The 13,077-nt window shown below is 46.5% G+C and carries 15 protein-coding genes; 12 read left to right on the forward strand and 3 right to left on the reverse strand.

The genetic code is table 11. From position 1 onward, the window contains the following. Nucleotides 1-336 precede the first annotated feature (336 nt). Nucleotides 337-504 carry an NblA/ycf18 family protein gene (locus V6C93_RS07190; protein ID WP_015184559.1) on the reverse strand — a complete coding sequence of 56 codons (168 nt, stop codon included), beginning with the start codon at nt 502-504 and terminating at the stop codon, nt 337-339. A 421-nt stretch (nt 505-925) separates the two neighbouring features. Between V6C93_RS07190 and V6C93_RS07195 the strand changes: the two genes are divergently transcribed. The 6 genes from V6C93_RS07195 to V6C93_RS07220 all read left to right on the forward strand — a co-directional run bounded on the left by V6C93_RS07195 (nt 926) and on the right by V6C93_RS07220 (nt 5,436). Next, nucleotides 926-1,786 carry a phycobilisome linker polypeptide gene (locus V6C93_RS07195; protein WP_333475972.1) on the forward strand — a complete coding sequence of 287 codons (861 nt, stop codon included), beginning with the start codon at nt 926-928 and terminating at the stop codon, nt 1,784-1,786. Nucleotides 1,787-1,827: 41 nt separating this feature from the next. Further along, nucleotides 1,828-2,577, forward strand: coding sequence for a phycobilisome rod-core linker polypeptide (locus tag V6C93_RS07200; protein WP_333475973.1), 750 nt, complete (start codon nt 1,828-1,830; stop codon nt 2,575-2,577). A gap of 104 nt (nt 2,578-2,681) precedes the next feature. Beyond that, a complete protein-coding gene (locus V6C93_RS07205) occupies nt 2,682-3,440 on the forward strand; it encodes a phycobilisome rod-core linker polypeptide (protein WP_333475974.1) in 759 nt (252 codons plus the stop codon). 387 nt (nt 3,441-3,827) lie between these two features. Beyond that, a complete protein-coding gene (locus V6C93_RS07210; protein ID WP_333475975.1) occupies nt 3,828-4,190 on the forward strand; it encodes a phycobilisome linker polypeptide in 363 nt (120 codons plus the stop codon). Beyond that, nucleotides 4,190-4,717 (forward strand): phycobiliprotein lyase, encoded by a 528-nt coding sequence (locus V6C93_RS07215; protein WP_333475976.1) that lies wholly within the window; start codon nt 4,190-4,192, stop codon nt 4,715-4,717. The genes V6C93_RS07210 and V6C93_RS07215 overlap by 1 nt, the downstream gene beginning before the upstream one ends. A 95-nt stretch (nt 4,718-4,812) precedes the next feature. Next, nucleotides 4,813-5,436, forward strand: a complete 624-nt coding sequence (locus V6C93_RS07220) for a chromophore lyase CpcT/CpeT (protein WP_333475977.1) — start codon at nt 4,813-4,815, stop codon at nt 5,434-5,436. Between the two features lie 139 nt (nt 5,437-5,575). Here V6C93_RS07220 and V6C93_RS07225 read toward each other — a convergent pair whose 3' ends face one another. After that, nucleotides 5,576-6,277 (reverse strand): response regulator transcription factor, encoded by a 702-nt coding sequence (locus V6C93_RS07225; RefSeq protein ID WP_333475978.1) that lies wholly within the window; start codon nt 6,275-6,277, stop codon nt 5,576-5,578. A gap of 508 nt (nt 6,278-6,785) precedes the next feature. Here V6C93_RS07225 and V6C93_RS07230 point away from each other — a divergent pair. The 6 genes from V6C93_RS07230 to V6C93_RS07255 all read left to right on the forward strand — a co-directional run bounded on the left by V6C93_RS07230 (nt 6,786) and on the right by V6C93_RS07255 (nt 12,487). Continuing rightward, nucleotides 6,786-7,118: a CpeR family transcriptional regulator gene (locus V6C93_RS07230; RefSeq protein ID WP_349262637.1), complete on the forward strand. Its 333-nt coding sequence runs from the start codon at nt 6,786-6,788 to the stop codon at nt 7,116-7,118. Between the two features lie 126 nt (nt 7,119-7,244). Next, the gene (locus V6C93_RS07235) at nt 7,245-8,480 is read left to right on the forward strand and encodes an LL-diaminopimelate aminotransferase (protein WP_333475980.1); all 1,236 of its coding nucleotides are present in this window, start codon (nt 7,245-7,247) and stop codon (nt 8,478-8,480) included. Nucleotides 8,481-8,524: 44 nt separating this feature from the next. Beyond that, nucleotides 8,525-8,818: a hypothetical protein gene (locus V6C93_RS07240; RefSeq protein ID WP_333475981.1), complete on the forward strand. Its 294-nt coding sequence runs from the start codon at nt 8,525-8,527 to the stop codon at nt 8,816-8,818. After that, nucleotides 8,818-9,129, forward strand: coding sequence for a hypothetical protein (locus V6C93_RS07245; protein WP_333475982.1), 312 nt, complete (start codon nt 8,818-8,820; stop codon nt 9,127-9,129). The genes V6C93_RS07240 and V6C93_RS07245 overlap by 1 nt, the downstream gene beginning before the upstream one ends. A 293-nt stretch (nt 9,130-9,422) precedes the next feature. Next, nucleotides 9,423-11,858: a TIR domain-containing protein gene (locus tag V6C93_RS07250; RefSeq protein WP_333475983.1), complete on the forward strand. Its 2,436-nt coding sequence runs from the start codon at nt 9,423-9,425 to the stop codon at nt 11,856-11,858. Between the two features lie 215 nt (nt 11,859-12,073). Next, nucleotides 12,074-12,487: a hypothetical protein gene (locus tag V6C93_RS07255; RefSeq protein ID WP_333475984.1), complete on the forward strand. Its 414-nt coding sequence runs from the start codon at nt 12,074-12,076 to the stop codon at nt 12,485-12,487. On the opposite strand, the gene V6C93_RS07260 is transcribed toward V6C93_RS07255, so the two are convergent. Continuing rightward, on the reverse strand, nt 12,484-12,915 hold the full coding sequence (locus V6C93_RS07260; protein ID WP_333475985.1) for a GNAT family N-acetyltransferase: 432 nt from the start codon (nt 12,913-12,915) through the stop codon (nt 12,484-12,486). The two genes, V6C93_RS07255 and V6C93_RS07260, sit on opposite strands and share 4 nt — an antisense overlap. Nucleotides 12,916-13,077: the final 162 nt, after the last annotated feature.

The following is a 13,077-nucleotide window of genomic DNA, read 5'->3' on the forward strand; positions in this document are numbered from 1 at the left end:
AGGGCATTAATGTCACCGACAACAGAGGTGCTGGCATCGGCTGAAACTACAGCTCTAGAAAAAGCGTCAAGCATTTCGCTCTCCTTAAAAACGAGTGATCTTTAAAAACTTTTGCTTGTTTGTCGAACAAGACAATAAAGACCATAAAAGACGATGCCGACCTCCGTCTCAGTTATGAGAAACAAAGTAACAATCCTTAACACCCTAAAAATTATCCCCAGTTAGCATGGCCTGACTGGGGATGAGGATGATGGATTTTAAGGATTGCTGGACAGGGTTGAGGAGCGAAATCGGAGGATAATCTACTTTTTTTTGCCTTAGACTCTCGATCTTCACTTAACTTTGCTTGAGCAGATGTTTGAGCATATTGTCTTTGACCATTAATTGACGCAGTACCTCCAGCAGGAATTTCTGAGATTCCTCGGGACTTAATGCCTTAATCTGCTCCTCGTAAAGTTTGAGGTTGAATTTTTGCTCTATGCTAAGCTCCATTGGGATTTCCATAGCTTCTACTCTCTTTTAGTGTTTTGCAATGTTTGTGTTGTCTAGCCTCTTGCCTTAAAGTTAACAAAAGTTACAGTAGCTTGACAACTGGCACACTTTAAAAATTTGTGAATAAAACAGTGCGAGGCTGACCCATTTCAATCCTTAATTCGCTGTTCTCTCAGCTTGCACCCTACTGTTAAGATTTACAAATCTTGACATTCATAATTGCTCCCCTATAAGAAAATCAGTCATAACAAAGCGTATAAAATGCCTCAATGGCTTGAACGCCTGTAAAGTCAGTACTATCTTGATTAAGACTGGCAATGGGTCTACTCAGCCGATTCATGCAGTTGTTGGTGGAGCTGGGTAAGCGACCTGAGATTTGTTTACATCTTGATACAACTTCTTAAAATCTTTCGTTAACTAGGAGTACCGTGTAATGCCTTTTGGACCAGCTTCGCGCCTTGGGGTCAGCCTGTTTGATGAAACCCCTCCCATTGAGTGGGTACCCGGTCGCTCACTAGAAGAAGCCGAAACTATTATTAAGGCAGTCTATAGGCAAGTACTGGGGAATGCTTATGTGATGGAAAGTGAGCGTCTAACTGTCCCCGAATCCCAGTTTAAGCGGGGTGAATTGAGTGTGCGAGAGTTTGTCCGCGCCGTAGCTAAGTCAGAGCTTTATCGTTCCCGCTTTTTCACCAGTTGTGCTCGCTATCGGGCGATCGAACTCAACTTCCGGCATCTACTCGGTCGTCCACCCTTAGATCTGGAAGAAATGCGGATGCACAGTACTATTCTGGATACCCAAGGCTTCGAGGCAGAGATCGATTCCTACCTCGACAGCGATGAGTATCAAACTACCTTTGGAGAGAATTTTGTTCCTTACATCCGGGGATATAAAACAGATGCCTGCCAGAGCATGGTGCAGTTTACCCACACCTTTCAGTTGGTGCGGGGTGCTGCCAGTAGCAGCTTGAAGGGCGATTTAGCGGGTAAGAGTCCCAAGCTTAATGCTCTGGTCATTCAGCGCACTCCCACAGCCGTGATTTCGCCGGCTGGAAAAGGTGCGACCTTCCGGACACCCCCCCTTGGTTCCCGCAGTCGTCAGGGTGTGGATGCCAGCTCTGGTGGCAAAGTTTATCGCATTGAAGTCACAGGCTACCGGGCAAAAACCTTCAACAATGTCTCCAAGTTCCGCCGCGCTAATCAGGTGTTCCTAGTGCCTTACGACAAACTCTCCCAGGAATACCAACGAATCCACCAGCAGGGTGGTGTAATTGCCAGCATCACATCTGTGTAGATTCAGCTTCAAGCTTACAAACTTTGAGGAAAGAGGTTTTCATGGCATCTTCTACAATTTTGGAATTATGGTCTACGAGTGATCAAGCAGAAATCCAAATGATCATCCGTGCAGTATACAAGCAAGTGCTAGGCAATCCTCATGTCATGGAGAGTGAGCGATTGGTGACAGCCGAGTCCCAGTTGTGCGATCGCTCCATCACCGTGCGGGAATTTGTCCGTGCTGTTGCCAAGTCGGAGTTTTACCGTACCCGCTACTTTGAATCCTGTGCTCCCTACCGCTTTGTGGAACTCAACTTTCTACACTTACTCGGTCGGGCACCTCAGGATCAAAGAGAACTGTCTGAGCATATTGTGCGCTGTGTCGCCGAAGGCTACGACTCCGAAATCGATTCCTACATCGACAGCAGCGAATATCAAGCTGCATTTGGTGAAAATATTGTGCCTTACTATCGGGGCAAGAACAGCGAGGCAAACCCCAAGCAGGTGGGCTATAACCGGATGTTTGCACTGGATCGGGGACCGGCTCAAGTTGATAGCGCTGTTCAAGCGTCGCAGCTTGTCTATGCAGTTGCCACCAACAGTGCCAATGCGATTAAACCCTCCTCGGCAGCAGTGATTGGCTCCGGTACCGAAAAACGGTTCAAAATTGTGGTGTCGGGGTCAAAATTTGACAGCCCCCGGCGGATCAGTGTCACTGAATATATTGTTCCCGCCAGCAAGATGACCCCTCAAATCCAACGAATTAACCGCACTTCCGGCAAAATCGTCAGTATTACCGAAATTGCCTAACCCTGTGATTGGGTGAGCAATGCTCACCCCATTGAAATTGTCTGTTTGAATTTCCCGCTTTTTGATAAACCTTGACCACAAACCTGTTTTAGGAGGTATTGAATATGGCTCTTTGGATTGAATCTGAATCCCTTGAACTGCGCTCCAACGCTACCGAAGATGATCTGCAAGCCATCATCCGGGCAGTCTATCGACAAGTCTTAGGTAATGCTCATGTACTCGATAGCCAACGATTGACTAGTGAAGAGTCTCTATTGCGAAATGGCAATATTACGGTTAGGAATTTTGTTCGAGCTGTCGCTCAATCGGATTTATACCGCTCCCGTTGCTTTGAAACCTCTTCCCCCTACCGTTTCATCGAACTGAACTTTAAACATCTTCTGGGTCGTGCGCCCCAAGACCAAGCAGAAATTTCGCAGCATGTACAAATTTATCATCAACAGGGCTACGAAGCTGAAATCAACTCCTATATTGACAGCGACGAATATATCAGGAGTTTTGGCGAGCATTTAGTGCCTTCTGCCCGTGGCAATCGCACCCAACCCGGCATTAAGAATGTTGGCTTTAACCGCTCATTCACTTTGATGCGAGGATTTGCCGCCAATGATGTGGGTACATCGGCAAAGCTAATCAGTGACATTGGCGGTAATTTGCCGACCAAGATTGTTGCTCCATCGAGGTCTTCCGGTGTCTATAGCAATACGGGTAAGCGGTTCCGTGTTGCGGTTTCCCAAGTTAACTATGGGCCTCGTGTCACCCAAAGTGTTACTACCTTTGAAGTGGGATATAGCCAGCTATCTCAGAAGATCCAAAATATTCAGAAGACGGGTGGCAAAATTCTCCGTGTGACTGAAGTGGCTTAGGATGAATATCACTGACTTAAAGGGAATGTCACTGACTTAAGGGAAAAGTGATCGTTGTTTGGGAAAAACCCAGTTTGGGGGGAAACCCCCCAAACCCCCCACTGGGGGACGATAGCGAAGCGGGGCGCGTTAGCGCACGTGCCTACCTAGAGACCCCCTGCACAAGGGTTGGTTGGTGAGCTAGGAATGTTCTTAAGTCAGTGACATTCGGCTTAGGATAATGTGATGGCCTAAGAGGTTTCGCCTTAAAGAGCGATCGCACCTTAGATGTATGTAGATGCGCTTGCAGAATTAAGTTGTTGATTCTGCAAGTGCCCAATTTCAAAGAGATTGGGTATTTTGGCTTGGATTACTAATAAATGAAGCCTCAAAATTAAGGTGATTTGTATGGCAAGCGCAATCATTACTCCTGGAACCACTGATCTCAGTGACTACACGAGTCGCCGGGTGACAATTGAAGTGACGGGAGGCTGTCATCCAGAGATGATGCGGATGGGAATGTACACCATCACAATTCCTTATAGTTGTTTCTCCCAAACGATTCAGGGTATTCATCGCCTGGGTGGCAAAGTTACTCGTGTTACTGTCCCCCCTCATTCCGGCGAGGTTCTACCTTCACCCAAGGAGACTGAATCGATCTCGCCACCGCCCCAGCCTCAGCAACCGAAAAACTCGACCAACACTCGTCAGGCGACAAAACCGGCGAACGGTACTCAGGGACAACGATCAAAACGGAAACCGAAGAGTTGATGGACATTAAGGAGTTTGTTGCCAATTCGATTGGGCGTTGGCGATCGCAACGCAGCGCTCATCATTTAGCCTTTGGTCATTTTGAAGCAGTACAGTCTGAGATCGATATTGTTTCCCTCTCAATCGATGACCTGGCGGTGATTGACCTGTGCAAAATGTACAGCATGGACCCAGAGTTCGCCGTTTCACCCTTTCGGATGAGTTGGGAAGGGCAATCAGACTGGGATGAGAATGAAGCGGTCAAAGGCACTTGTATCCTGGTTCCTATTCCCGATCCGGCGCAGAGTAATCGGGGCAAACTTCTGCGTGATCAAGGCTATGCTGAAGAGATCGCAGCGGTGGGTGACTATTACCTAACAGATGACGGTACATTTGTGCTCATTACGGCTTATGAACGAGCTGCGGCTGAAGAAAAAATCTGGTTTGTCAACCCCAATGTGCGTTGTCGAGTATCTCTAATCAAAACTAGTGCTGGGACAGGTGTTGTAACGGCCTCATTTTCTTCAGAGATTCGTCAAAACAGCTAAGAATGATTTAAAGATTCAACAGTTCAGCTCTTTGAGCATTTCAACCTGTATATTTTTCAGCTTTATCGATTGATAATTGATTTGATTTCATCTCTATGTCACCCCATCCGCCCCATCCCGCTGAAGCAATATCTAATGATTTAGTCACCCTGGCTCGTTGGATGGCTGGGGATTTCAGCAACTATAAGCAGGCGTTTGAAAATTCTAAAGATTACGCCCATATTCATGTTTTTTTCCGTCCATTGCCCTTTGATTTTTTTTCTGGAATTGGACTCTATTCAGAACAAGTTTACGATTACGATTTATGGCGACCTTATCGCCAAGGTGTGCATCGATTGGTCGCTCAGGGCGATCAGATCTATATCGAAAACTATGGTTTAAAAAATGCTCTTTACTACGCCGGAGCCGCACGGGACTTAACTATTCTTAAAACCATTACTCCAGATTGCCTTGAGCGCCGCTATCACTGCTCGATGATCTTTAAGCGCGACGGTGAGCGATTTCGAGGAAGTGTAGAACCTGGGAACCGTTGCTTAATCGAGAAGAATGGTTGCCAGACTTACCTGGATAGCTATGTTGAACTCACAGAAACAACCTGGGTGAGCCTAGACAAGGGTATGGATGTCAATACACACCAGCAAGTTTGGGGGTCTACCTTTGGTCCGCTGCGGTTTGAAAAACGGGAAAGTTTTGCTCAAGAAGTCCCGACAATCCAATGATGTTACCTCACCTGTCTAGAATCCTTGGTAGTCAACAACTTGCTCCCAACAGTGTCTAACAAAAACGCATTCCTGGATACGAAACTATCATTGCAGTGGTGCAGATAATTTGTGGGTCTTTGAAGTGATTAATGGTTGATTAACACTTGGCTGGGTCAGTTTGGCAATCTGGCTGATGAAGACGGTAGCCCATGCTGTGCACTGTTTCTATCAAATCTTCAGAGGCTCCGGCTGCTTTCAGCTTCTGGCGCACCCCCCGGATATGAACTTTGACGACATGTTCTTCTGGAGGCGACTCTAACGACCATACATGTTCGATCATCACACTACGACTGAGAACGCGGCGACCATTTCGCAAGAGTAATTCTAATATGGCATACTCTTTGGGGGTCAAGTGGATGGGAGTCCGACCATAGGTGACTTCATAGGTGCTGGGGTTGAGGCGCAAGTCCCCCCACTCTAGAATGGGTGATAAGGTAACACTGCCCCGACGCAACAACGCTCGAATGCGTGCAAAGAGTTTCTGTAAATCGACGGGTTTGACCACATAGTCATCTGCCCCGACATCTAACCCGTTAATTTCAGAGCTGATCGTGTCACAGGCGGTGAGCATGAGAATCGGCTGGTTGTATCCGTGCGATCGCAAGCGGTTGCAAAGACTGATTCCATCCAATTCTGGCAACATCACATCCAGTACCAACAAGTCGTAATCCAGTGCATTAGCTTGATGCCATCCAGCTTCTCCATCATGTACAACATCAACTACGTAACGCTGGTCTGACAGGGCTTCTGCCCACGTTTCTGCAAGGTACACATCGTCTTCGACCAGAAGAATCCTCATAGCCTAGAGGTTTTGGAAGAATAACACGCAACGTTCGAGAGTGTTCCAGATCCTGGAACATGCTGAATTGTGAAAGGCTGTGAGTATGGAACACCCATTATAATTTTACGAGAATTTGTCCCCCACATCTCGCTCTTGATTAAAGAAGAAATCTTTTTATCTTAATTGGATTTTATTTTTCTCAAATAAATACAACAAAACGTAAAATTTTGTTAATTTGATTATTCTTTCCGATTTCTTTACCGTTTTCTTACCAGTTTCCTTACTCCAATATGAGATTCTTTTGTTTCAGGGGGACTTAGTGATGAACTTACTCCTAGTTTTAAGGCAATAAAAAATTTTCAATGAGTAGTTTTCATGATATAGCATCGTAGCTCAATGTTGGTATTTTGCGATGCCAAGTAGGTCTCAGTGTAATTTTTCCCAACCTTCGGCTCCCCAATAGTCGGACAAGCTTCGGGTTTACCGAGAAACCCTAAACTCCTTCTGACGTTGCTTGTGCTCAAACATGAGTCTTATGCTTACCCCTGTTGAAATGTTGCCACCTATTGCTGAAAAAAAGTTGCAATATTGGATTCGCAGTCGTCATGTTATTTGCTCAGGAAACTTTTTTATTTTTGAGACTGTGGATTATTCAGCACTGGAACGATTTACCGAATACACTATGGCATTGGGGGGAACGGTGATTTCCGTCGGCTCAGTTGGCAAGATTTGGATGGGCGATCATCGCCAAGTCATTCTTTATCAAGCCAAAGCTAGTTTGCACACTCCCCACCATAACCTAAAACAATATTGGATTAAATACGGAAGTTTTCGCACAAGATTTGACCAACAAATTTGATGCAGAGTCAAAGGAGCAGGAGAATACCCGACGCCGACGAGATACCGCTTGAAGTAAAAACATCTCCTTGACTCGTAAGGCAGCGATTGGCAGTAAGCTGTTTTACGGCATTCATGGCGATTCAACATGGCAACCATTAACGATAATTACCTAAAGCTCAAAGCCGGCTACCTGTTTCCTGAAATTGGTCGAAGGGTTAATGCCTTTGCAGAAGCAAATCCTGAGGCGAAAATCATTCGGCTGGGTATTGGCGATGTTACAGAACCACTGCCAGAAGCCTGCCGCACTGCCATGATCAAAGCGGTGGAAGAAATGGGCGATCGCACTTCGTTCAAAGGCTATGGCCCAGAGCAGGGTTATGCTTGGTTACGGGAGAAAATTGCGGCTCACGATTTCCAATCACGGGGATGTGAGGTGGATGCGTCCGAAATCTTTATTTCCGATGGTTCAAAGTGCGACACGGGCAACATCCTCGACATCTTTGGTGACGATAACACGATCGCGGTTACTGACCCTGTCTATCCCGTGTATGTAGACACCAACGTGATGGCAGGACATACCGGAGAGGCGAATGAAAAGGGCGAATTTGAGGGTTTAGTCTATCTGCCCATCACCGCAGAGAACAACTTTACAGCGGAGATTCCTTCCCAGAAAGTCGATTTGATTTATCTGTGCTTCCCCAATAATCCTACGGGAGCAACCGCGACGAAGGAACACCTGAAAGCATGGGTGGACTATGCTAAAGCGCATGGTTCGATCATTTTCTTTGATGCGGCTTACGAAGCGTATATCACTGATCCGGAGCTTCCTCATTCTATCTATGAGATTGAAGGAGCACGAGATTGTGCGATCGAGTTTCGCTCGTTCTCGAAGAATGCAGGCTTTACCGGAACCCGTTGTGCGCTGACAGTGGTGCCAAAGACATTGACAGCAAAAGCCGCCGATGGTTCGGATGTAGAACTGTGGAAGCTATGGAATCGCCGCCAGTCTACCAAGTTTAATGGGGTGTCCTATATCGTGCAACGAGGGGCTGAGGCGGTTTATTCGGAGGACGGACAGGCGCAAATCAAGGCACTGATTAGTTTCTATCTGGAAAATGCCAAGATTATTCGGGAGCAACTGACGGCAGCCGGAATAGCTGTGTATGGGGGTGTGAATGCGCCCTACGTTTGGCTGCAAACGCCCAATAGTTTGTCGAGTTGGGACTTCTTCGATAAATTGCTGAATACCTGCAACGTGGTGGGAACACCCGGTTCTGGGTTTGGTGCTGCGGGTGAAGGATACTTCCGCATTTCGGCGTTTAATAGTCGGGAAAATGTGGAGGAGGCGATGAAGCGGATTACCGAGAAGTTTAAGGTGTAGGAATTGGGGTGGGCGCTGCCCACCCTACTATTTGCAGACAACCCATGTATGAAATCGAATACACACCACAGGCAGTTGGAGACCTCAAGTGTTTCAAGAGGCACGAGCAACAACAAATTGTAGATGGTATTAATGTGCAATTGCGCTATGAACCAACAGTCGAAACTCGTAATCGCAAGCAAATGCGACTCAATAACCTTGCCGCATGGGAATTAAGACTCGGCGAATTTCGAGTTCTCTACAATGTTGATGAAGAGGTACTTATCGTAGAAATCCAGCGTATTGGTGAGAAACAGGGTAACGCTTTTTTCTTTCGTGGCAAACAGGAGGATGTGTGATGATAGCCTGGAACTACCGTATCTTTCGAGAAGCAAACGGTGATTACATCATCCGTGAAGTCTTCTATGCAGAGGACGGCTCTATTCTCGGATGCACGGAAAATGCTGTTGAACCTTGGGGGCGATCGCTGGAAGAATTAACCAGAGACCTTGAATCGTTTCAAGAAGCATTGACCCTACCTGTGTTAACCCTTGCTGATATTCCTGATGGTGAGATGAAGCAGGAGCGTAGGCAAGAGCGAAGCAGTAATATTTCTCACGAGCAACTTATGGCTGAACTGGGCTTGGGTCATCCGTCTCCAAGGAGTTGACCGAACTAGACTTTCTACGGGACTTGATAGTATTCGACTACCCCGCCCAAACTGAGTTTCGACGGGGGGTTAGGGGGGCTACTCAGCCGATTTTGCCTAAGTGCTGCGTGCAATTGGGAGAAGTTAGGGCGTCGGAGAAAAGGCGATGCCTTCGGCGGTTCGCGTAGCGACCATCGCATCATCTACACTCATGTTGGAAAAGCAGCCTACATCGATAAAACTCTGCATAGAGCATGATGCGGAGGGCTGCATGAGTGATTAAACTTTGCACAGAGCGTGATGCGGAGGGCTGCATGAGCATCGGTGACTCTTCGGTTTCCAGTCCAGTCCAAAGCCGGGATGATTACGATATTTTTATTTCTTACTCCCGTAAAGATAAGGAGTTCGTCAGCCAATTGTGTGAAGCGCTGACACAAGCGAACCAAAAGATTTGGGTGGATTGGAATGATATTCCGCCTGCCGAGGACTGGCGACAAGAGATTTATCGGGGAATTGAAGCGGCGAATAACTTTGTTTTTATTATCAGCGCTAATTCTACCTCTTCTGTTGTCTGCGGCGAGGAACTCGACCATGCAATTAAGCACGGTAAACGGCTGGTGCCAATCGTGCGGCAGGATGTAGGATACGACAACGTTCATCCAGAGTTAGCTCGTATCAACTGGATTTTTTTCCGAAAAGAAGATGATTTTAATGGTGCATTTCGCAAGCTCATCAGTGCCATTGAAACAGATTTGAGCTATGTCCGAGAACATACTCACTTACTCGTGCAGGCTAGAGAATGGGAAAAAGAAAGCCGTAATAAGAGTTACCTGTTGCGGGGTAGCGAATTAAAAAAAGCAGAGCAATGGTTAGCCGAGGGGGAAAGCAAGCAACCCCAAGCAACAGCTCTACATCGAGAATACATCCAAACCAGTCGTCGGGTAGAAACAGAGCGAGAAGACGCTGAAATGCGGTTACGTCGCCTGACACCACAGCAGGTAAAAAATCGCCAAGCCCTCCTGAATAAAGTCAGGAAGTTCTGGGTTGAAGGTGTTTTAGAAACCTCTTTGCATGACCAAGTATTGATAGAACTGGGTTTGGAGGAACGCGCTGATGCTGTAGTTTCTTCCTGGAACATGGAATTAGAAACGACTGATGAGGCGCAAAAAGCTCTACCCAAGGGGACTAAAGTTATTTCTATTTTTGACCAGTTGGGTGAGGGGCGAACGCTGTTGATTTTAGGTGAACCAGGGGCGGGAAAAACTACTATATTACTGGAACTCACTCGCGACTTAGTTAACCGTGCCGAGCAGGGTCTAGATTATCGCATTCCTGTAGTATTTAACCTCTCGTCTTGGGCGGGTAAGAAGCAGGCGATTGCGGATTGGTTAGTAGCGGAACTTAGTAGTAAATATCAGATTCCTAAGCCAATTGGACAGGATTGGGTGGAAAAACAGGAACTGTTGTTGCTGCTGGATGGTTTGGATGAAGTGAACGTAGAGCATCGAGATAGTTGTGTAGCGGCATTGAATGATTTCCATCAAAATTATGCTCCCGAAATGGTGGTTTGCAGCCGCATTCAAGACTACTCAGCCCTCTCTAACCGTCTCAATTTTGAAAGTGCAATTTATTTAAGGGCGCTCACTCTGGAACAAGTGCGTCATTACTTAGGCAGGATTAGTGGTGATTTGACAGGGTTGAGAGCGTTGATTGAAGGGGATACGGCGCTACAGGAGTTAGCTAAGTCCCCCTTAATGCTCAATATTATGGTTCTGGCTTATGAAGGAGTAGCTGTTGAAGATTTGCCGAAAACTGAAGTTGTAGAAGAACGGCGTAAGCAGCTATTTGATACCTACATTGAGCGAATGTTTCATCGCCCTACTCGCCTCAAGGTTGAGCAACGATATTCGGACGCTCAATCCATACGTTGGCTGACTTGGCTGGGGCAAAGGATGGTTCAGCAGTCGCAAACAGTATTTTTCATCGAGGGAATGCAGCCTACATGGTTGCAGGGTAAAGGTAAAAGAATGCTTTGGCTGGGAAGTTTCTTGATTGGTGGGCTGATTTTGGGTCTGAGTTATGGGTTGATTTCTGGGCTGATTTCTGGACTGAGATTTGGGCTGATTTATGGGCTGTTTTTTGTACCGAGTAGGGCAGGAATAAAAACAACAGAAATCCTGGAATGGTCTTGGAAAGAAGCCAAGAATTCTCTGATTCGTGGGCTGATGTTTGGACTGATTTTAGGATTGATTTCTTGGTTGATTTATGGGCTGACTTTTGGGCTGTTGGGTTTGCTGATTTTAGGGCTGATGTTTGGGCTGTTTGGCGGGCTGTTTGGCGGGCTGTTTGGTGGAATAAAAAGCTCAGCAATAGCGACAAAAACAATTCCCAATCAAGGTATCTATAGAACAGCTAGGAATGCTGGAATTATGGGATTAATCATTGGGTTGATTTCTGGGCTGATATTTGGGCTGATTTTTGGGTTGATTTCTGGGCTGATTTCCGGGCTGAATTTTGGGTTGATTTCTGGGCTAATTTTTGGAGGTGGTAAAGCTTGCATCCAACACTTCATCTTGCGCCTCATCCTTTATCGAAATGGTTATATCCCCTGGAATTATGCCCGTTTTCTCGACTATGCCGCCGAACGCATCTTCATGCAAAAAGTTGGCGGCGGTTACATCTTTATCCATCGCCTGCTGCTCGAACATTTCGCGCAGATGAAACTTCAGGACTTACGCAAAATTGGCTGAGTTGCTCCCCTAACTCCTTAACCTTGAGGGGAAAAAGATAATTAAAGTCCCTCAAAATTGGGGGATTTAGGGGGCGTTTCCTGATTAATGCAGGAAGTCTAGTCAATCAGGTTATCGCTATCACAGACTCTGTAGCGCCAGGAGAAGAGGTGCGATCGCACCCTTGTAGAGTCAATATGGCAAGATCAAAAGAGTAGCGATCGCAATCCTGATCCATGTCTTCAGCCAATCCTCCTCTCGACTTTCCATTCCAACGCCTGCGCGAGGTACGTGCTGCACTGCTTCGTCTCCATAAGGCACTACTCAACTCAGAACGAGATAGTTACGAACGCTTACACGGACGCATTCAGTCTAAGGGAGAATTCTTTCAGCTCGTAATCCAAGATGAATGGTTTAGCTGGCTACGTCCATTTTCTCAATTTATCGTCCAGATTGATGAAGCTTTAAGTGCAAAAGAGCCAATTACCTTGGATAGAGCAAACGAACTGTTAACCGAAGTTCGTTCCTTGATTTCTCCCGCAGAAGAGGGAACCATGCAACAGCAGCGTTACTTTCAAGCGATTCAACGCGATCCAGACATTGCACTCATGCACGCAGATGTGTCAAGGCTGCTACCCAGTAAACGTTAATCAGATAATTGAGGATTATGGGGGCGGAGCATCAGCTGAATTTCGCCAATTTCAGCCGTAAAGCCCCATTGCTCGTAAAAGGGCACCATCTCCGGCAGACAATACAAACCCAAATACTCCACACCTTGCAATTGAGGATGATGAACAACAGAGTTTAATAACGTTTTACCTAAACCCTGGTTTCTGTTAGTTGGCTTAACGATGACATCGAAAATAATTGCTCTGTAGACAAAATCGGTTAAGACGCGAAGGAAACCAATTAGGCGATCGCACTCATCGACCAAGCCAATAATAATATCCGAAGCTGCTAGCATCTTCGCCACATCTTGCTGGGTTCGGTTGTGGCTCCAGAATTCATTTTGATACAAGTCTGTCAACTCGGAAATTTGCTGCTCAGTTAGTTCTGAGACAATGCGGTAACTCTCCATAACGAGTCAGTCAGGGTAGATGTTTTTTTCACTAGACCTCTAGCTAAAATAGCTAGGACGGGCAAGATGCCCATCCCACAAAAGCCATTTTTTCTTGTGGAGTAGGCGGGACACCTGCCCCAGAATTTGATGGAAAGGAATGCTCTTCAAGAGGTCTACTAG

The sequence above is a fragment of the Allocoleopsis sp. genome (genome assembly GCF_036703385.1).
In the GTDB taxonomy this organism is placed as follows: Bacteria; Cyanobacteriota; Cyanobacteriia; order Cyanobacteriales; family Coleofasciculaceae; genus Allocoleopsis.